Origin of the sequence: Massilia norwichensis, assembly GCF_024753245.1 — a bacterium.
Classification (GTDB): domain Bacteria; phylum Pseudomonadota; class Gammaproteobacteria; order Burkholderiales; family Burkholderiaceae_D; genus Telluria; species Telluria norwichensis.
The window spans coordinates 25,040-43,138 of the sequence record NZ_JANUGX010000019.1 but is presented as its reverse complement, the minus strand read 5'-3'; the positions used below and the strand labels follow the sequence as shown (position 1 = coordinate 43,138).

At 63.9% G+C, this 18,099-nt stretch carries 23 protein-coding genes and 1 tRNA gene; 13 read left to right on the top strand and 11 right to left on the bottom strand.

Annotation, left to right across the window (positions count from 1 at the left end):
* Nucleotides 1-27 precede the first annotated feature (27 nt).
* The 6 genes from NX782_RS15955 to petA form a co-directional block, all read right to left on the bottom strand.
* Nucleotides 28-103 (bottom strand) — tRNA-Thr (locus tag NX782_RS15955).
* 21 nt (nucleotides 104-124) lie between these two features.
* Complete coding sequence (locus NX782_RS15950) at nucleotides 125-619, bottom strand: ClpXP protease specificity-enhancing factor (protein ID WP_258846466.1); 495 nt, start codon at nucleotides 617-619, stop codon at nucleotides 125-127.
* 114 nt (nucleotides 620-733) lie between these two features.
* Entirely contained in the window at nucleotides 734-1,345 is a 612-nt protein-coding gene (locus NX782_RS15945) for a glutathione S-transferase N-terminal domain-containing protein (protein WP_052234221.1), read from the bottom strand.
* A 91-nt stretch (nucleotides 1,346-1,436) separates the two neighbouring features.
* Complete coding sequence (locus NX782_RS15940; RefSeq protein ID WP_258846465.1) at nucleotides 1,437-2,198, bottom strand: cytochrome c1; 762 nt, start codon at nucleotides 2,196-2,198, stop codon at nucleotides 1,437-1,439.
* Between the two features lie 21 nt (nucleotides 2,199-2,219).
* Nucleotides 2,220-3,629 carry a cytochrome b gene (locus tag NX782_RS15935; RefSeq protein ID WP_258846464.1) on the bottom strand — a complete coding sequence of 470 codons (1,410 nt, stop codon included), beginning with the start codon at nucleotides 3,627-3,629 and terminating at the stop codon, nucleotides 2,220-2,222.
* A 1-nt stretch (nucleotide 3,630) separates the two neighbouring features.
* On the bottom strand, nucleotides 3,631-4,245 hold the full coding sequence (petA, locus tag NX782_RS15930) for a ubiquinol-cytochrome c reductase iron-sulfur subunit (RefSeq protein WP_258846463.1): 615 nt from the start codon (nucleotides 4,243-4,245) through the stop codon (nucleotides 3,631-3,633).
* Nucleotides 4,246-4,496: 251 nt separating this feature from the next.
* Here petA and mscL point away from each other — a divergent pair, with 251 nt between their 5' ends.
* The 4 genes from mscL to NX782_RS15910 are packed head-to-tail and all read left to right on the top strand — an operon-like array spanning nucleotide 4,497 to nucleotide 7,222.
* Nucleotides 4,497-4,928, top strand: a complete 432-nt coding sequence (gene mscL / locus NX782_RS15925) for a large conductance mechanosensitive channel protein MscL (protein ID WP_258846462.1) — start codon at nucleotides 4,497-4,499, stop codon at nucleotides 4,926-4,928.
* Nucleotides 4,929-4,936: 8 nt separating this feature from the next.
* Entirely contained in the window at nucleotides 4,937-6,097 is a 1,161-nt protein-coding gene (locus NX782_RS15920; RefSeq protein ID WP_258846461.1) for a Do family serine endopeptidase, read from the top strand.
* A 28-nt stretch (nucleotides 6,098-6,125) separates the two neighbouring features.
* Nucleotides 6,126-6,821, top strand: coding sequence for a DUF2461 domain-containing protein (locus tag NX782_RS15915; RefSeq protein ID WP_258846460.1), 696 nt, complete (start codon nucleotides 6,126-6,128; stop codon nucleotides 6,819-6,821).
* A 17-nt stretch (nucleotides 6,822-6,838) separates the two neighbouring features.
* A complete protein-coding gene (locus NX782_RS15910) occupies nucleotides 6,839-7,222 on the top strand; it encodes a cupin domain-containing protein (protein WP_258846459.1) in 384 nt (127 codons plus the stop codon).
* Between the two features lie 82 nt (nucleotides 7,223-7,304).
* On the opposite strand, the gene NX782_RS15905 is transcribed toward NX782_RS15910, so the two are convergent.
* The 5 genes from NX782_RS15905 to NX782_RS15885 form a co-directional block, all read right to left on the bottom strand.
* Complete coding sequence (locus NX782_RS15905) at nucleotides 7,305-8,336, bottom strand: NAD(P)H-dependent glycerol-3-phosphate dehydrogenase (protein WP_258846458.1); 1,032 nt, start codon at nucleotides 8,334-8,336, stop codon at nucleotides 7,305-7,307.
* Nucleotides 8,337-8,349: 13 nt separating this feature from the next.
* Nucleotides 8,350-8,805, bottom strand: a complete 456-nt coding sequence (locus tag NX782_RS15900; RefSeq protein ID WP_258846457.1) for an SH3 domain-containing protein — start codon at nucleotides 8,803-8,805, stop codon at nucleotides 8,350-8,352.
* 106 nt (nucleotides 8,806-8,911) lie between these two features.
* Entirely contained in the window at nucleotides 8,912-9,385 is a 474-nt protein-coding gene (gene secB / locus NX782_RS15895; RefSeq protein ID WP_258846456.1) for a protein-export chaperone SecB, read from the bottom strand.
* A 178-nt stretch (nucleotides 9,386-9,563) separates the two neighbouring features.
* On the bottom strand, nucleotides 9,564-9,833 hold the full coding sequence (gene grxC, locus NX782_RS15890; protein ID WP_258846455.1) for a glutaredoxin 3: 270 nt from the start codon (nucleotides 9,831-9,833) through the stop codon (nucleotides 9,564-9,566).
* Between the two features lie 19 nt (nucleotides 9,834-9,852).
* The gene (locus NX782_RS15885) at nucleotides 9,853-10,257 is read right to left on the bottom strand and encodes a rhodanese-like domain-containing protein (RefSeq protein ID WP_258846524.1); all 405 of its coding nucleotides are present in this window, start codon (nucleotides 10,255-10,257) and stop codon (nucleotides 9,853-9,855) included.
* A 93-nt stretch (nucleotides 10,258-10,350) separates the two neighbouring features.
* Between NX782_RS15885 and gpmA the strand changes: the two genes are divergently transcribed.
* The 9 genes from gpmA (at nucleotide 10,351) to gspK (ending at nucleotide 18,092) form a co-directional block, all read left to right on the top strand.
* Nucleotides 10,351-11,097: a 2,3-diphosphoglycerate-dependent phosphoglycerate mutase gene (gpmA, locus tag NX782_RS15880; protein WP_258846454.1), complete on the top strand. Its 747-nt coding sequence runs from the start codon at nucleotides 10,351-10,353 to the stop codon at nucleotides 11,095-11,097.
* A gap of 57 nt (nucleotides 11,098-11,154) precedes the next feature.
* Entirely contained in the window at nucleotides 11,155-12,552 is a 1,398-nt protein-coding gene (locus NX782_RS15875) for a murein hydrolase activator EnvC family protein (RefSeq protein ID WP_441295305.1), read from the top strand.
* Nucleotides 12,553-12,560: 8 nt separating this feature from the next.
* Entirely contained in the window at nucleotides 12,561-14,060 is a 1,500-nt protein-coding gene (locus NX782_RS15870) for a S41 family peptidase (RefSeq protein WP_258846453.1), read from the top strand.
* Between the two features lie 3 nt (nucleotides 14,061-14,063).
* Complete coding sequence (locus NX782_RS15865) at nucleotides 14,064-14,816, top strand: HesA/MoeB/ThiF family protein (protein WP_258846452.1); 753 nt, start codon at nucleotides 14,064-14,066, stop codon at nucleotides 14,814-14,816.
* A gap of 134 nt (nucleotides 14,817-14,950) precedes the next feature.
* Complete coding sequence (gene gspG, locus NX782_RS15860; RefSeq protein WP_308632981.1) at nucleotides 14,951-15,400, top strand: type II secretion system major pseudopilin GspG; 450 nt, start codon at nucleotides 14,951-14,953, stop codon at nucleotides 15,398-15,400.
* 49 nt (nucleotides 15,401-15,449) lie between these two features.
* Entirely contained in the window at nucleotides 15,450-15,923 is a 474-nt protein-coding gene (gene gspH, locus NX782_RS15855) for a type II secretion system minor pseudopilin GspH (RefSeq protein WP_258846451.1), read from the top strand.
* 8 nt (nucleotides 15,924-15,931) lie between these two features.
* A complete protein-coding gene (gspI, locus tag NX782_RS15850) occupies nucleotides 15,932-16,309 on the top strand; it encodes a type II secretion system minor pseudopilin GspI (protein WP_258846450.1) in 378 nt (125 codons plus the stop codon).
* Nucleotides 16,306-16,983, top strand: a complete 678-nt coding sequence (locus tag NX782_RS15845; protein ID WP_258846449.1) for a PulJ/GspJ family protein — start codon at nucleotides 16,306-16,308, stop codon at nucleotides 16,981-16,983. Before gspI ends, NX782_RS15845 begins: the two co-directional genes overlap by 4 nt.
* A complete protein-coding gene (gspK, locus tag NX782_RS15840; protein WP_258846448.1) occupies nucleotides 16,980-18,092 on the top strand; it encodes a type II secretion system minor pseudopilin GspK in 1,113 nt (370 codons plus the stop codon). Before NX782_RS15845 ends, gspK begins: the two co-directional genes overlap by 4 nt.
* Nucleotides 18,093-18,099 lie beyond the last annotated feature (7 nt).

Below are 18,099 nucleotides of genomic sequence, written 5' to 3'. Positions count from 1 at the left end.
AAAGGCTGGGCTAGATGCGTGATACTTTGGTGCCGGCTGCAGGACTCGAACCCGCCACCTGATGATTACAAATCAACTGCTCTACCTGATGAGCTAAGCCGGCAATGTGGCCAGAATTATACCTCTATTTGATCCTGGTCAACGTCGGACGACCACCTTTTTTGGGCGGCTCGTCATTGTCGTCGGGTAGATGCGACACCTCTGCCGTCACGCCATTCGTTTTACCTGGCACGGCAGCCAGACTCGGGGCGGGGGCGCTTGCCGGCTCGATCGGCGGCGCCGGCGGCGGGGCCATGTCGGCCGCGGTGGTGCTGACGTCGAAGGCCATGCCCTGGCCGTTTTCGTTGGCGTAGATCGCCAGCACGTTTTGCACCGGAATGTACAGCTCGCGCGAAACGCCATTGAAACGCGCGCGGAAGGTGATCGCGTCGTTGTCCATCTTCAGCCCGGAGGTGGCGCCGTAGCTGATGTTGAGGATGATCTCGCCCTTCTTCACGTATTCCATCGGAACCGTGGTCGCGGCGTCGACCTTGACCGCCAGGTAAGGCGTGTAGCCGCTGTCCGTGCACCATTCGTAAATGGCGCGCAGCAGGTAGGGCTTGGTGGAGATGTCTGGCATGTTCAGGATCAGAGTGCTTACAAGTTGTTACACGCCAGTGTAATCCGATTCGCCGGAGGGCGTCGGAAACTGGCGTGCAACGGTGCGGCTGGACTGCGCGGCTTAAAGCGGCGCTTAGCGGCGCATGACCTTTTCCGAAGGCGTCAGCGCTTCGATGTAGGCCGGACGCGAGAAGATGCGCTCGGCGTACTTCATCAGCGGCGCGGCGGTCTTCGACAGTTCGATGCCGTAGTGATCCAGGCGCCACAGCAGCGGTGCGATGGCGACGTCCAGCATCGAGAACTCGTCGCCCAGCATGTACTTGTTCTTCAGGAACAGCGGGGCCAGCGTGGTCAGGCGGTCGCGGATTTCGGCGCGTGCCTTGTCGTGGCTCTTGTCGCCGACCTTGCTGCGTTCGTTCTCGAGCGTGTTCACGTGCACGAACAGCTCTTTCTCGAAGTTGAACAGCATCAGGCGGGCGCGGGCGCGCATCAGCGGGTCGGCCGGCATCAGCTGCGGATGCGGGAAGCGCTCGTCGATGTACTCGTTGATGATGTTCGATTCGTACAGGATCAGCTCGCGCTCAACCAGGATCGGCACCTGGCCGTACGGGTTCATCGTCGAGATGTCTTCGGGCTTATTGAACAGGTCCACGTCGCGCACTTCGAAGTCCATGCCCTTTTCGAACAGGACCAGGCGGCAGCGCTGGGAGAACGGGCACGTGGTGCCGGAGTAGAGAACCATCATGGTTTATAGTTCCTTCAAGAAACAAAGGGGTGAAGCGCCAAGCGGCTCACCCCAGGATAATAATTGCCCGCATTATAACCGGGCAATCAAATCACTTTACGTCTTTCCAATAAGAAGCGTTCAAACGCCACGCAAGGAAAGAGAAACAAGCAAGGAACAGCAACACGATCGCACCGAGGCGCTTGCGCAGGTCCTGGGCCGGCTCCGCCATCCAGCTCATGTAGGCGACCAGGTCGGCCACCTGGGCGTCGAACTCTTGCGGGCTCAATTCGCCTTTGCTGACTTCCTCGAAACCGGCGAACTTGTGCACTTTCTTGCCGGGCTCGTGCGGATCGTCTTCCTCGACCATCTTGGCAGTGCGCACGCCTTGCTGCTGCCACAGCACGTGCGGCATGGCGACGTTCGGCACCACCATGTTGTTCCAACCGGTCGGGCGGGCATCGTCCTTGTAGAAAGTACGCAGGTAAGTGTACAGGTAGTCCGCACCGGAACCGGCGCCGGATGCGCGCGCGCGCGCAATCACCGACAGGTCCGGCGGCACCGCGCCGAACCAGGCTTTCGCGTCCGCAGGGCGCATCGCGATGGTCATCATGTCGCCCACCTTCTCGCCGGAGAACAACAGGTTGTTCTTGATCTGGTCCTCGGACAGGCCCAGGTCACGCAGGCGATTGTAGCGCATCGCCGACGCCGAATGGCAGTTCAGGCAGTAGTTGACGAACAGCTTGGCGCCGTTTTGCAGCGATGCAATATCGTTGCGTTCCGGCGCGCGGTCCAGCGGGAACGTGCCTTCGTTCGCAAACACGAAGCCCGGCAGCAGGGCAAGGACCGCGAGTATCTTCTTCGAAAAATTCATGGTTGTCCTTTTCCGTGGCGGTCAGTGAGGAGTGAAGGTCACGCGGTTCGGTACCGGCTTGAACCGGCCCGAGGCGCTCCACCACGGCATCAGGAGGAAGAAGCTGAAGTAGATCAGGGTGCAGGCCTGGGCGATCAGCGTGTAGGCCGGGGTCGGCAGCTGGGTACCGAGGTAGCCCAGCGCGATGAAGACGATGCCGAACAGGATGAACACATACTTGTGCCAGTCCGGACGGTAGCGGATCGACTTCACGGGCGAGTGGTCCAGCCACGGCAGCAGGGCCAGGATCACGACCGACGAGCCGAACAGCACCACGCCCCACACCTTCGCATCCAGGAACAGCATGCCGATCTCCAGCACCACGGCGATGGCGGTGATGACGAGCTTGGTCTTGTAGGACAGGCGCGAACGCAGCCAGATGAACACGACATAGGCGGCAACGCCGGCCATTACCACCCACATGAAGTCGGAGGTGGTGGCGCGCAGCACCGAGTAGAACGGCGTGAAGTACCAGGTCGGCGCGATGTGCGGCGGGGTCTTCATCGAGTCGGCCGGGATGAAGTTGTTGTACTCCAGGAAGTAGCCGCCCATCTCGGGCGCGAAGAAGATCACCGCGCTGTAGATGAACAGGAACATCGAGACGCCGAACAGGTCCTTGGTGGTGTAGTACGGGTGCGACGGGATCATGTCGATGCCGTGGCCGTCCGGACCGAGGTTTTCCTTCACTTCGATGCCGTCCGGATTGTTCGAGCCGACTTCGTGCAGCGCGATCAGGTGCGCGGCCACCAGGCCCAGCAGGACCAGCGGGATCGCGATCACGTGGAAGGCGAAGAAGCGGTTCAGGGTCGCATCCGACACCACGTAGTCGCCGCGGATCCACAGCGACAGGTCCGGGCCGATCAGCGGAATCGCGCTGAACAGGTTGACGATCACCTGCGCGCCCCAGTACGACATCTGGCCCCACGGCAGCAGATAGCCGAAGAAGGCTTCCGCCATCAGGCACAGGAAGATGGCGAAGCCGAACAGCCAGATCAGCTCGCGCGGCTTGCGGTAGGAACCGTACAGCAGCGCACGGGTCATGTGCAGGTAGACCACGATGAAGAACATCGAGGCGCCGGTCGAGTGCATGTAGCGCACCAGCCAGCCCCACGGGACTTCACGCATGATGTATTCGACCGAACCGAAGGCCAGGTTGGCGTCCGGCTTGTAGTGCATGGTCAGGAAGATGCCGGTGACGATCTGCAGCACCAGCACCAGCATGGCCAGCGAACCGAAGAGGTACCAGATGTTGAAGTTCTTCGGGGCATAGTATTTGCCCCACTGGTCGTTCCACAGCTTCGACAACGGGAAACGGTCGTCGACCCAGGCCAGGGCTTTCTGGCTCTTCGGGGCATTCGCCGGGAGTTTGGTTTCCTTGAACGCTGCGCCCATGTTATGCCTCGCCTTTCTCGTCTTTGCCGATCACGATCTTGTTATCGGACAGGTACATGTACGGAGGGACGTCAAGGTTGGCCGGCGCCGGCTTGTTCTTGAAGACGCGGCCGGCCAGATCGAAGGTCGATCCGTGGCAAGGGCACAGGAAGCCGCCGTGCCAGTCGTCCGGCAGGTTCGGCTGCGGACCTTCGGCAAAGCGGGAAGAGGGCGAGCAGCCCAGGTGGGAACAGATGCCGACCGCCACCAGCACTTCCTTGTGCTCGGCGCGCGAACGGGTCTCGTTCTTTGCGTAATCAGGCGTCTCCATCTGATACGGCTTTTCGGATTTCGGATCGGCGACCAGATTGTCGTTCTTGGGTAGGCTCGCCAGCATTTCAGGGGTGCGGCGCAGGACCCAGACCGGCTTGCCACGCCATTCCACCACTTTCATTTCGCCAGGCTTGACGTCGGAGATGTCCACCTCGACCGGTGCGCCCGCTGCCTTCGCTCGCTCCGAAGGCTGGAAAGTACTTACCAGAACTCCGGCCGTTGAAACACCAACAACGCCGCCCGCCGCGCATGTAGCCACGAGCAAGCCTCGCCGGCCTGTATCGACCTGCTTCTCATTACTCATACCAACTCCATTCGTCAAATGCGAAATGCTGCAATGCAAGATATTGCAATTGGGTAAAAACCTTTATTGCAACAGTCGATTATATGTGAACAGTTTTGCAAATTAAAGAAAAAACGTTCTTATGGTTACCATGCCTTCCAAACGTGCATTCCGGTTCTTCCTTGCGCCTGTGTTGGATTGCACTCGCGGCAGGGCAAAATCGGCTTTCAGGTATCATTCCCACAGGTGCAAAAACGATAAGGAGAATCAGGATGGCCATGCTGGAAGAATTCAAGAAGTTTGCGATGCGGGGCAATGTCATGGATCTCGCGGTCGGCGTGATCATCGGCGGGGCCTTCGGGCGCATCGTCGATTCCCTGGTCAAGGACGTGATCATGCCGCCGGTCGGCATGTTGTTCGGTAACCTGAACTTCGCTGATTACTATATTCCGCTGGCGCACCAGCCGTATGGATTGCCGCTGGCCGAAGCCCAGAAGGCCGGCGCGGTGCTGGCCTACGGCAATTTCCTGACGATCTTGCTGAACTTCTTGATCCTCGCCTTCGTCATCTTCCAGATGGTGCGTTTGATGAACCGCGTGCGTAACGGGTTCCATCACAAGGAAGAACAGAAGGCAGCCATGGCGCCGCCGCCGGAAGACATCGTGCTGCTGCGCGAAATCCGCGACGCGCTGAAAAACAAATAATTCGCACCATGCGGCGCTACTGGCTCCTGTTCGCGCAGACCGTCACGATCGTCCTCGGCATCTATGCCGTGATCGCGGCCCTGCGCCCGGAGCTGTTGGGCCGTTCGCCGGTCCAGGTCGGCATCGGCGGGCCCGGCCGTGGCGTCCCCGTGCTGCAGGCACCGGGCACCGGTCCGGCAGCAGCCGCGCCGGGCAGCTACCGCGAGGCCGCCGGCCGCGCGATGCCGGCCGTGGTCAACATCCTGACCAGCAAAGCACTGCGCGAAACCCATCCGCTGCTCAAGGATCCATTCTTCAAGCGCTTCTTCGGCGACAAGATGCCGCCGCAGGAACAGATGGCCAGCCTGGGTTCGGGCGTGATCGTGAGCGGCGACGGCTACATCCTGACCAACTTCCACGTGGTCGAGGGCGCCGACGAAATCGAAGTGGGCCTGGCCGATGGCCGCAAAGCCGCCGCCACCATCGTTGGTACCGATCCCGAAACGGACCTCGCCGTGATCCGCATCAAGGCGGATAAGCTGCCGGTGATCGTGCTGGGCGACCCGAACGCCGCGCGGGTGGGCGACGTGGTGCTGGCGATCGGCAACCCCTTCGGCGTCGGCCAGACTGTCACCCTCGGCATCATCTCCGCCCTGGGGCGCAACAACCTGCACATCAACCACTTCGAGAATTTTATTCAGACCGACGCTGCGATCAACTTCGGCAACTCGGGCGGCGCACTGGTCGATACCCGCGGCAACCTGCTCGGCATTAACTCGGCGATCTATTCGCAGACCGGCGGCTCGGTCGGCATCGGTTTCGCGATTCCCGTCTCGACGGCGAAGACCGTGCTCGATTCCATCATCAAGCATGGCCAGGTGGTGCGCGGCTGGATCGGCATCGAATCCCAGGACATCACGCCGGAGCTGGCCGACAGTTTTGGCCTCGCGCGCGACAGCGGCGCCATCATCGCCGGCGTGGTGCGCGGCGGTCCGGCCGACCGCGCCGGCATGCGCCCGGGCGACATCCTGCTGGCGGTGAACGGCAAGAAGGTCTCCAGCACCAATGACATGCTGAACCTGATCGCCGACCTGCCGCCCGGCGAAAAATCGCAGATGACGGTCATGCGCAAGAACCGCCAGGCCACGCTGGCCGTCACGGTCGGCCGCCGCCCGCGCCAGACACCCTGATTTTCACTTTCATGAATAAGAAAAACTTATGCATCTGCGCGACCTGACGCAATTCCTCACCGAACTCAAGGACAACAACACCCGACCCTGGTTTTTATGGAACAAGCCGCGCTACGACATCTTGCGCGCCGAATTCCTGGAAACGGTGGCGGAACTGATCAAGGAAATCGCGAAATTCGACCGCCAGGTCGCCGCCTGCGATCCGAAGAAGGCGGTGTTCCGCTTCCAGCGCGATACCCGCTTCTCGCACGACAAGACGCCCTATAAAACGCATTTCTCGGCAGGCATCGCGCCGGGCGACAAGCGCCGTCCCAGCGCGGCCGGCGGCCCGACCTATTACTTCCACATCGAAGCCAACGGTACCCTGCTGTTCGGCGCCGGCGAATACCTGCCGCCGGCACCGCGCCTGAAAGCGATCCGCGAGCACGTAGTCAACGATGCGACAGGCTTCGCCAAAATGTTGAAGAATAAACATCTGCGCGCGACCTACGGCGACCTGAATCCGGAAGACAAATTGCAGCGTCCGCCGAAAGGCTTCGATGCGAATCATCCGCTGGTCGAGTACCTCAAGCTGAAGAGTTATTTCGTCTGGATCGAACAGCCGGTCGACATCAACGCCCCGGAAAAACTGGTGCCCCAGCTCGCGCAAGGATTCAAGGACGCTACTGCGCTGGTCGACTGGCTGCGCGGAGTGCCGCAGACATTTGAAGAAGAGCAGGCGTAATTTAAGGAGAGAACACCATGGCCTTGCAGCATGCGAGATCCGGCGAATGCATCGCGCTCCAGCGCGGCGAAGATGACATCGCGAACTTCACATCGATCGCACTGATCAAGACCGACCACATGGAGCTGATCCGGCTGGTGTTGCCGAAGGAAAAGCCGATGCCCGAGCACTGGGTCGAGGGCGAAATGACTTTATTGTGCCTGGAAGGGGAGATTGCGTTCGAAGCCCACGGCCGCACCACGATCCTGCGTCCGAACGAGCTGGTCTACCTGGCCGGCGGCGAACCGCACGCGATCCGCGCCAACCAGGATGCGGTGGCCCTGATGACCATCCTGCTGCATCCCGGCGACAACAGCGGTGGCCCGACGCGCCGCGACACGCAGGACGCGCCGGCCAAATGAAGGTAGCGTGGGCACGCCGTGCCCACGCAAGCGCCGGCATAACGCATGCATGCGCGTGGGCGAAGGTCGCCCAGCCTACGTTTTAAGCCAGCTCGTTACGCGGATCCCGCGCCAGCAAACGGTCCACGGTTTCCTGCACCGACTCCCCGTCGAACAGCACCCCGGCCACGGCATTCGTGATCGGCATGTCGACGCCGAGTTTCGCCGCCAGTTCGCGCACGGCTTTCGCGCACGGCACGCCTTCGGCCACGTGGCCGAGTTCGTTGACGATGGCATCGAGCTGCTTGCCCTGGGCCAGCGCCAGGCCGACGCGGCGGTTGCGCGACAGGTCGCCGGTGCAAGTCAGGATCAGGTCGCCCATGCCGGTCAGCCCCATGAAGGTGCTGGGCTGGGCGCCGAGCGTGACGCCCAGGCGGGTGATCTCGGCCAGGCCGCGCGTGATCAGGGCCGCGCGCGCATTCAGGCCCAGTCCCAGGCCATCGGCCGCGCCGGTGGCGATTGCCAGGATGTTCTTGACGGCACCGCCGACTTCCACGCCGACCATGTCGTCGCAGGCATACACGCGCACGCTGCCGCCGTGCACCAGCGACACCACGCGCTCGCGCAGTTCGGCATCGTTCGAGGCCACGGTCAGGCCGCAAGGCAGGCCGCGCGCCACTTCCTGGGCAAACGAGGGGCCGGACAGCGCCGCGCCGGCAACCGTGTCGCCGAGCACCTCGCGCACCACCTGGTGCGGCAGCAGGCCGGTACCGTATTCGAAACCTTTGCAGAGCCAGACGATGTTCGGGATGTTGCGGCCCTTGAGCTGCTCGAGCAGCGGACGCAGGCCGGCCACCGGGCAGGCCGCGATCAGCAGCGGCGTGGTGCCGGGCGCGGCTTGCGCGACGTGGGCGATGGCCGCCTCGAAGTCGGCCGACACCTGCAAAGCGGGCGGCAGCGGATGGCCAGGCAGGTAAGTGACGTTGTCGCGCGCCGCTTCGGTGGCAGCCATCTGTTCGGGATTACGGCCCCACAGCAGGACCTCATGGCGGGCGGCCAGCGCGATCGCGACCGCCGTGCCCCAGGCGCCGGCGCCGAGGACAGTGATGGGTTGGTTTGTTTGGGTTTCGTGCATGGGATAGGGGGCCTCAAATGCCCCAGACTTCGGACGCTCTGATATAGCCGCTGATGCCGTCGCGGTGGCGCACGCGCACCCACGGGCCGGCTTCCGGATCGACCAGCTCAAGCAGGACGTTCTTATCGGCCGTCATCAGGACGGCGGCATTGTCTTCCGGTGCGGCGCGCACCCTGGCACCGGCCACGCGCACGATCACATTGCGTTTCGCCGATAGGCCGCGTGCTTCGGCCCAGGCCATGTCGCCGCTGGCGTCGCGCACTTTGACCCATTCGCCGTAGCTGAGCACAACCTCGACCGGCATGCCGCTGGGGGCGATGAACAGCTTGCCACCCTTGGCGGACGGGGCGTCGTACAGGACCACGGAGCGCGGGCCCACCGTCTTGAAGTCGAATGCGAAGGCCGGGCAGGATGCCAGCATCAGGATGCTGCCTGCGAGGAGACCGTGACGGAAAGGGGCGGAAAACATGCGAGGCCTTTGGGAAAACGACAGACGCCGAAAGGCAGGAAAGGAAGGAGGTTCGGCCGGCCTGCTGGAGGCGGGCCGAAGCTCCCGTTGTTACATTGCTACAGTATTACTGGTTGCCGGCCGGGGTGCCAGCGGTAGCAGCCTGCTCGGCCAGTGCCTGGCGGCGCTGCTGGTAGAACACTTCGAAGTTGATCTCAGCCAGGTGCACAGGCGGGAAGCCGGCACGGGTGATCAGGTCGGCGATGTTCGCGCGCAGGTACGGGTAGATGATGTTCGGGCAGCCGATGCCCAGCAGCGGATCCATCTGGTCAGCCGGGATGTTGCGGGCTTCGAAGATGCCGCCTTGCTTGCCTTCGACCAGGAAAGCGACCTTGTCCTTGACCTTGGCGGTCACGGTGATGGTCACGGTCGATTCGTAGATGCCATCGGCGATGCCTTCGGCGCCGACGTCCAGCGAAACCTCGATGGTCGGGGCTTCCTGCTCGAGGAAAATTGCCGGGGAATTCGGTTGTTCCAGCGACATATCTTTCAGGTAGATACGCTGGATTTGGAACACGGGTTGCAGGTTTTCGTCAGCCATGGAACGCTTTCAGTGTGTATAGAGGGGACAGCTTAAGGCTGCCGCATGCTTGAATGTCAAGGCGTCGGCAATTGTATCAAAACCAATTCGGTTGCAATAGCATTGCCGACGACCCTGCGATTTACTGGCGTTTCCGTAGCATTCAAGCCCGGTTTCAGGCGGAAATTAAGGCCGAAATTCAGGCCGCTTCGCCCTTCAGCAGCGGCTCCAGGCGGCCGGCCTGGTCCAGCGCGTACAGGTCGTCGAAGCCGCCGACGTGGGTCTCGCCCACGTAGATTTGCGGCACGGTGCGGCGGCCGGTGCGCTGCATCATGATCGCGCGCTGTTCCGGGTCGAGGTCGACGCGGATGCGTTCGATGTCGGTCACGCCCTTGGCTTCCAGCAGGCGCTCGGCGCGGACGCAGTAAGGGCAGCTGGCGGTGTGATAGAGAACGACGTGGGCAGTCATAAGCAATCCTTTCTTACGATTATTTGGTCACGGGCAGGCCGGCAGCCGTCCAGGCCGCAATGCCGCCCTCCAGTGCGTAGACATCTTCGAAGCCGGCAGCCTTGATCTGGCGCACGGCCTTGTCGGCGCGAGCGCCGCTCTGGCAGACCACGATCACGGTCTTGGTTTTCGACTTGTCCAACTCGCCAATGCGATTGCCCAAGTCTGCCAGCGGAATGTTTTTTGCGTCGCGCAGGTGGCCTGCAGCGTACTCGTCATTGCCACGCACGTCGATCACGGCGGTGGCTTTGCCGCGGTTCATCATCTGGGTCGCCTGGAGCGGGGAAGCGCGGCGGCCACGCGGCGCGAACGCCGGCCACAGCAGGGCGCCGCCGGAAATCACGGCGATCGCAACAACAAAGATATGGTCTAGGATGAATTTCACGAAGTTTCCGTCGGTTGAACTGAATTGAATCGTCGCATTATAAAATAGAAGCTGAATCTGTATTCCTTCCCACTTATCCGATCCGAAGAGCTTATGTACAAAATCGTATTCATGCGCCACGGCGAGTCCACCTGGAACCTCGAAAACCGCTTCACCGGCTGGACCGACGTCGACCTGACCGAAAAGGGTGTCAAGGAAGCCAAGACCGCCGGCCGTCTGCTGCGCGAAGCCGGCTTTACCTTCGACCTCGCCTACACCTCGGTCCTGAAACGTGCGATCCGCACCCTGTGGCTGGCCATGGACGAGATGGACATGATGTGGCTGCCGGTCAAGAACGACTGGCGCCTGAACGAGCGCCACTACGGCGCCCTGCAGGGCCTGGACAAGGGCGAGACCGCCGCCAAGTTCGGCGACGAGCAAGTGCTGGTCTGGCGCCGCAGCTACGACACCCCGCCGCCGGCACTGGAAGAAAACGATCCGCGCACGTCCTTCAGCGACCCGCGCTACGCCGGCCTCGACAAGGCTCAGATTCCGCTGACCGAGTGCCTGAAGGACACCGTGGCGCGCGTGATGCCGGCCTGGGACGAGGAAATCGCCCCGGCCATCCGCGCCGGCAAGAAGATCCTGATCTCGGCCCATGGCAACAGCCTGCGCGCCGTGATCAAGATGCTCGACAACATCAGCGACACCGACATCGTCGGCCTCAACATCCCGAACGGCACCCCGCTGGTCTACGAACTGGACGAGAACCTGAAGCCGATCCGCCATTACTACCTGGGCGACCAGGAAGCGATCGCGGCTGCGATGGCCGCCGTGGCCAACCAAGGGAAAGCGAAGTAAACCTTGCTACTCCCGTTTGTGAAACCTGCCGGCGCCAAGGCCGTCGGCAGCAAGCTGCTGTGCGGCCTGCTGGCTTGCACACTCGCCGTGGGGGCCGCACAGGCAGCGCCGCGCCAGACCGAGCGCAGCAAGCAGAAGGCGCAAGCCGAAGCCCAGCGCGCCGGCATCCAGCAAAAGCTGAACGCGCTGAAGAAGGACATCAGCCGTACCGAGAGCGAAAAGGAAGACGCGGCCGACGAACTGGCCGAGTCGGAAGAGGCGATCTCGAACGCCAACCGCTCCTTGCGCGAGCTGGCCGACGAGCAGGCGGCGACCAATGCCAAGCTGCAGGATCTCGGCACCCAGCAGGCGCGCCTGGCGCAGACCATCGCCGCGCAAAAGCAGCAGTTGGCCAAGCTGTTGCGCGAACAATACGTGGCGGGCAATGAAGACCGCATCAAACTGCTGCTGTCGGGCGACAACCCGAACCGCATCAACCGCGACCTGCAGCTGATGGCCTACGTGTCGCAGGCCCAGGCCAAGCTGCTGGACTCGCTGCGCACGAACCTGGCGGCAGTCGAGGCGAACCAGGCCGAGACCCAGAACGCCAAGGACGAACTCGAAGAAATCGCCCAGGAACAGCGCGACCAGAAGGCCGTGCTGGAGAAGGAAAAAGCGAAACACGCGGCGCTGGTGGCCAATTTGTCGAGCAAGCTGGTGAGCCAGCGCAAGGAAGCCAACAAGCTGGAGCAGGACGCCCAGCGCATGAGCGGCCTGGTCGATCGCCTGACACGCCTGATCCGCGAGCAGGAAATCGCTGCTGAGAAAGAGCGCAAGCGCCAACAGGAATTGGCCGCCGCCCGCGCCAAGGCCGCTCTAGAGGCGAAGGCGCGCGCACTGGCCCGTGCCAAGGCGCAGCAGGCCGAGCGCGAACGCCTGGCGCGCGAAGCGGCCAAGGCCGGCAAACCCTACAAACCGCCGCCCCCGGTCAAGGAAGAAGAACCGCGCGTGGCCGAGCAGCCGGCCGAGACGAAACCGGCGCGTTCCGCCGACACCGCGCTGGCCGCCGACCTGCCGAGCGGCACCTTCGAGAGCCTGCGCGGCCGCCTGATGGCGCCGATCTCCGGCACCGTCGCCGCCCGCTTCGGCGCCAAGCGCGCCGACGGCCCGGCGTGGAAAGGCATGTTCATCAAGGCGCCGGAGGGCACCGACGTGCGCGCGATCGGCCCGGGCCGGATCGTGCACGCGGCATGGATGCGCGGCTGGGGCAATATGATCATCGTCAACCACGGCGGCGAATACCTGTCGATCTACGGTTTTAACGAAACCCTGCTGAAACACGTGGGCGATTCGGTCAAGGCCGGCGAGGTGATCGCGAGTGCGGGCAGCACCGGCGGTAACGGAGAATCGGGTCTATACTTCGAACTCAGGCATCTGGGCAAACCGATCGATCCGGCCGGCTGGGTCAAATTCTAGGAACAGCAATGGGCAACAAACTCAAGAACCTCGGCCTGGTCGGCATCGGCATGGTGGCCGGCGTGGCTGCCTCGGTCCAGTTTTCGGCGATGGCGCAGAAGGGCACGGAAGCGCCGCTGCCGCTGGACGAGCTGCGCCAGCTGGCCGACGTCTACGGCCTGATCAAGAGCGACTACGTGGAGCCGGTGGCGGACAAGAAGCTGCTGTCGGACGCGATCGCCGGCATGGTCGCCTCGCTCGATCCGCACTCGGTCTACCTCGACGAAAAGGACTTCGCCGAGATGCAGGAAACGGTGCAGGGTAAATTCGTCGGCGTCGGCGTCGAAGTCGCGATGGAAGACGGTTACGTGAAAATCGTCTCGCCGATCGAGGACACGCCCGCCTTCCGCGCCGGCATCAAGGCCGGCGACCTGATCACCCGCATCGACAACGTGCCGGTCAAGGGCCTGAGCCTGGACGAAGCCATTTCCCGCATGCGCGGCGAACCGCACAGCAAGGTGATGCTGACCATCGCCCGCCGCGGCGCCGACACGCCCTGGGTGGTGCCGGTCGAGCGCGAAGAAATCCGCATGGCCAGCGTCAAGGCCAAGCTGGTCGAGCCTGGTTACGCCTGGCTGCGGATCAGCCAGTTCCAGGAAGAGACCGTCGACGAGCTGGCTACCAAGCTCAAGGAACTGTACGCCCAGAGCCCCAACATCAAGGGCCTGGTGCTCGACCTGCGCAACGATCCGGGCGGCCTGCTGCCCAGCGCGATCGGCGTCTCGAGCGCCTTCCTGCCGCAGAACGAGGTGATCGTCTCCACCAAGGGCCAGTTGCCCGAATCGAACACGACCTTCTATGGCCGCCGCGATTTCTATGCGCGCCCGGGCACCGATCCGCTGGCCAAGCTGCCGGCGGCGCTGAAGACGGTGCCGATGGTGGTGCTGGTCAACACCGGCTCGGCCTCGGCCTCGGAAATCGTGGCCGGCGCCCTGCAGGACTACAAGCGCGCCATCGTGATGGGCAGCCAGACCTTCGGTAAAGGCTCGGTGCAGACCTTGCGACAATTGACCGAGAACACGGCCGTCAAACTGACCACGGCGCGCTATTACACCCCGAAAGGGCGCTCGATCCAGGCACTGGGCATCATTCCCGACCTGAAAGTCGACGAGACCCCGGAAGGCGACGGCCTGAACGCGCTGCGCGTGCGCGAAGCCGACCTCGACCATCACCTGTCGAACGAAGGCGAAGCCAAGCCGGTGGGCCTGAACGGCACGGTCAGCGCAAAACGGGATCAAAAGCGCGACGAGCTGGAAGAAGAGCAGCGCGCACTGGCCTTGCTGAAAAGCGGCAAGGCGCCGGATTTCGGCAGCAAGGACGACTTCCAGCTGGCCCAGGCCATCAACCATTTCAAGGGCTTGCCGGTGAAACTGGCCAAGGCCGACCCGCTCGACGATGCGCCGGCACCTGCCAAACTGCCCGGCACCGAGCAGAAGCCGCCCGAGGTCAAGGCCGGCGCCAGCAAGTAATCGATGGACGATCGCCAACTGCTGCGCTACTCGCGCCATATCCTGCTCGACGAGGTCGGCATCGAAGGACAGCAAAGGGTGCTGGGCGCCCGGGTCCTGATCGTCGGCGCCGGCGGCCTCGGCTCGCCCGCGGCCCTGTACCTGGCCGCCAGCGGCGCCGGCCATATCACCCTGGTCGACGACGACGAGGTCGACCTGACGAACCTGCAGCGCCAGGTCATGCACACCACGGCGCGGATCGGCCAGCCCAAGGTCGAGTCCGGCCGTGAGGCATTGATGCAGATTAATCCCGACATCGAGGTGCTCGCCCTGCGCGAACGCGTGGCCGGTGCGCGCCTGCTGGAACTGGTCAGCGCCAGCGATGTCGTACTCGACTGCAGCGACAATTTCGCCACCCGCCAGGCCGTCAACCGCGCCTGCGTGGCGGCGCGCGTGCCGCTGGTGGCCGGCGCCGTGATCCGCTTCGACGGCCAGGTCTCGGTGTTCGACGTGCGCGACCCGGAGTCGCCCTGCTACGCCTGCCTGTTCCCCGAGGACAGCCGCTTCGAGGATGTTGCCTGCAGCACCATGGGCGTGTTCGCGCCGCTGGTGGGCGTGATCGGCGCCGTGCAGGCGGCCGAGGCCCTGAAACTGCTGGTGGGATGCGGCGAGCCGCTGGTAGGGCAGTTGCTGATGCTCGACGGCCGCGCGATGGCATGGACCGCCATGCAGATCGGACGGAATCACGCCTGTCCGGTATGCGCCGGCCGCGGCTAGTCATTCCAGCAAGCATTTCGGCAGCCTCGCCGGTGGCTTACAATTGGAAAGTCTTCCGCGTGCCGGATTTACGGCATTCGGCCTTATACTAGTTCGATTCATTCGACTCTTTGACCACCAAACGTCATTATTTTATGCAGAACATTTCGCATCGCATGCAGCGGCGCCGCCAGCGCGGTTTCACTCTCGTCGAGATCATGGTCGTCGTGGTCATCATCGGCATCCTCGGCATGCTGGTCGTGCCCAAGCTGCTCGGCCGTACCGGCGAAGCGCGCGTGACCGCCGCCAAGACCGACATCGCGACCCTGATGCAGGCGCTCAAGCTTTATAAACTGGACAACCAGCGCTATCCGACCACCGAGCAGGGCCTGCAGGCGCTGGTGCAGAAGCCGACCACCGGCCCGGCCGCCAACGGCTGGAAAGAGGGCGGTTACGTCGAGAAGCTGCCGAAGGACCCGTGGGGCAACAATTACCAGTACCTGCAGCCGGGCCTGCATGGCGAGATCGACGTGTTCTCGCTGGGCGCGGACGGCCAGCCGGGCGGCGCCGGCGAGGATGCCGACGTCGGCTCCTGGGATAAATAAGCCAAGCGAATCCATCGCCGGGCCAGCCGCCTGAGGAGATCCCAGCCCGATGAGCAAGCACGTGCGCACACGCGGCTTCACGCTCGTGGAGATCATGGTCGTGATGGTCATCATCGGCGTCACGCTGGGGCTGGCCTCGCTCAACGCGATCCCCAGCCCGCGCCAGGACTTGCAAAAGGAGGCCCAGCGCCTGACCCTGCTGCTGCAACTGGCGCGCGACGAGGCCATCGTGCGCAACCGCCCGGTCACCTTCGAAGCCACGCCCGAGCACTATCGCTTCCTGGTCCGCAACGAAACGCGCTGGGAGCCGATCGGCAGCGGCGACGACCTGCTGCGCGAGCGCGATTTCAAGAACGCGCCGCTGACCCTGCTGCTGGACCCGGCCAGCGCCGGCACCGTGAATCCGCTGCGCATCACCTTCGGCCGCGAACCGGTCGACAAACCCTTCGTGCTGATCCTGGCCGCCGGCGGCAACCGCGTCGGCATCCGGGCCGATGGGGTCGGCCATTTCACCGTCGAATGAAGATCCGCATGAACAAACTGCGCTCAGCCGGATTCACGCTGCTCGAGGTGCTGGTGGCCCTGGTCATCGTCGGCACCGCGCTCGGTGCCGGCCTGCGCGCGGTCGGCAGCCTGACCGCCAACAGCAGCGGCCTGCGGACCTCGATGATGGCGACCTGGTCGGCCGAGAACCGGCTCGTGCAGATCCGCCTGGGCAAGGAATTCCCGGAAATCGGCAAGCGCGGCTTCGACTGCCCGCAAGGCGATTTGCACCTGGTCTGCCAGGAAGAAGTGTTCTCCAGTCCGAATCCGCGTTTGCGCCGCGTCGAAGTTTCGGTATTCGACATCGAAAATCCGAACCGGCGCATCGTCAAACTTGTCCAACTCGTGCTGAGGCCGCGTCTATGAGCACGGCATCGAGGCGGCAGCGCGGTTTCACCCTGGTGGAATTGCTGGTGGCGATCAGCATCCTCGCGATCGTCGCCGTGCTCGGCTGGCGTGGGCTGGACGGCATCATCCGCGCGCGCGTGGCGCTGACGAACCAGATGGAAACCACGCGCGGCATGCAGCTGGCCTTTGCGCAGATGCAGAGCGACTGCGAACACATCGCCGGACGCGACGTGCTCGACCGCCGCCCCTATCTGCTGACCGGTACCGACCGTTTCACGATGGTGCGCGAGGTGTTCAACGAAAACCAGCCCTCGCGCCTGCAGGTGGTGGCCTACCGCATCGTCAACGGCACCCTGGTGCGGCGCGAGTCGCCGGGCGTGCGCGACCTGGTCCAGCTCGACGGCCTGTGGCAGGCCGCGGTCAGCGACACCGATACCAGCGGCGCCGTTGCGCTGCAGGATGGGGTGACCGGCATGCAGGTGATGACCTGGGAAAACCGCGCCTGGCGCCAGTCGACCAGTGCGGCCACGGCCGGCAGTGCCGCCGCCGCCGCGACAGCCGCGGGCGGCGGGCAGACCGCCCAGCCCGACCCGAATACCGTGCCGCTGCCGCCAACCGGCATGCAGGTGGCGCTGCAGGTGCAGGGGCAGCAAGTACCGATGACCAAGTCTTTCCTGCTGGGGGAACCATGAGACGGCCACGCATGCGCGGCCTGCGCCAACGCGGCGTCGCCGTGATCACCGCGCTGCTGCTGACCACGCTGGCGATTTCGATCGTTGCCAGCCTGTTCTGGCAGCAGCAGGTGCAGGTGCGCTCGATGGAAAACCAGCGCTTGCACCTGCAGACCAAGTGGATCCTGCGCGGCGCCCTCGACTGGGCCAGTCTGGTGCTGTTCCAGGACGGTCTCGACCACCGCGACTACACCGCGCTCGACCACGTCTGGGCCACGCCGCTGGCCGAAACCCGGCTCGACCAGTACATCGAGCGCGAACGGGTCGAAGGCGAAAATTTCGACGCGACCTTGTCGGGTAACATTATCGACGCCTGCTCGCGTTACAATTTACGCAATCTCGCGAACAATGGCCAAGTCGACGAGGGCCAGACGGAAGTGTTCGGCCGCCTGCTGCGCAATCTGCAGATGGACCAGCAGCTGGCGGGGCGGGTCGCGGCCTTCGTGGCCGCCGGCCAGCCGATCGAGGCGCCGACGCCGGAGGGCGGGGCGCCGGCTGGGGGCGACCAGGCTGGGGCAGGCGCGGGCGCCGGAGCCGGGGCGGGCACTGGTGCCGGTGCGGGTGCGGGTGCGGGTGCCGAGGCTGGCGCAGGCGGGGGCACGCCCACACCGACCACGATCCAGCGCGCCGCCCGCAGCAGCGTGGCCGGCACGCCGATGAAATTCCTGGCGGTGGACGACCTGCTGACGGTGCCGGGCTTCACGCCGGCCATGGTCGAGCGCCTGCGGCCCTTCGTGATCGTGCTGCCGGAAGCGACGCTGGTGAACGTGAACACGGCGCCGGCCGAGGTGCTGGCGGCGCTGGTGCCGAACATGTCGGTGTCGGAAGCGAATTCGCTGGTCGTGCGGCGGCAGCGCGCGGCCTGGCGGGACATGCAGTATTTTTCGTCGGAGATCGGGCAGAGCCGGCCGCTCACGCCCGGCGCGGCGGATGTGAAAAGCAGCTGGTTCCTGGTGAACAGCCGCATCCGCCTGGACCGCGCCGCGCTGGATGCCGAGGCGCTGATCCACCGCTTTCCGACCTTGATTGCCGGTGGCGGCACGCAGGTGGTCTGGATCCGCCAGTACTAAAAACAAA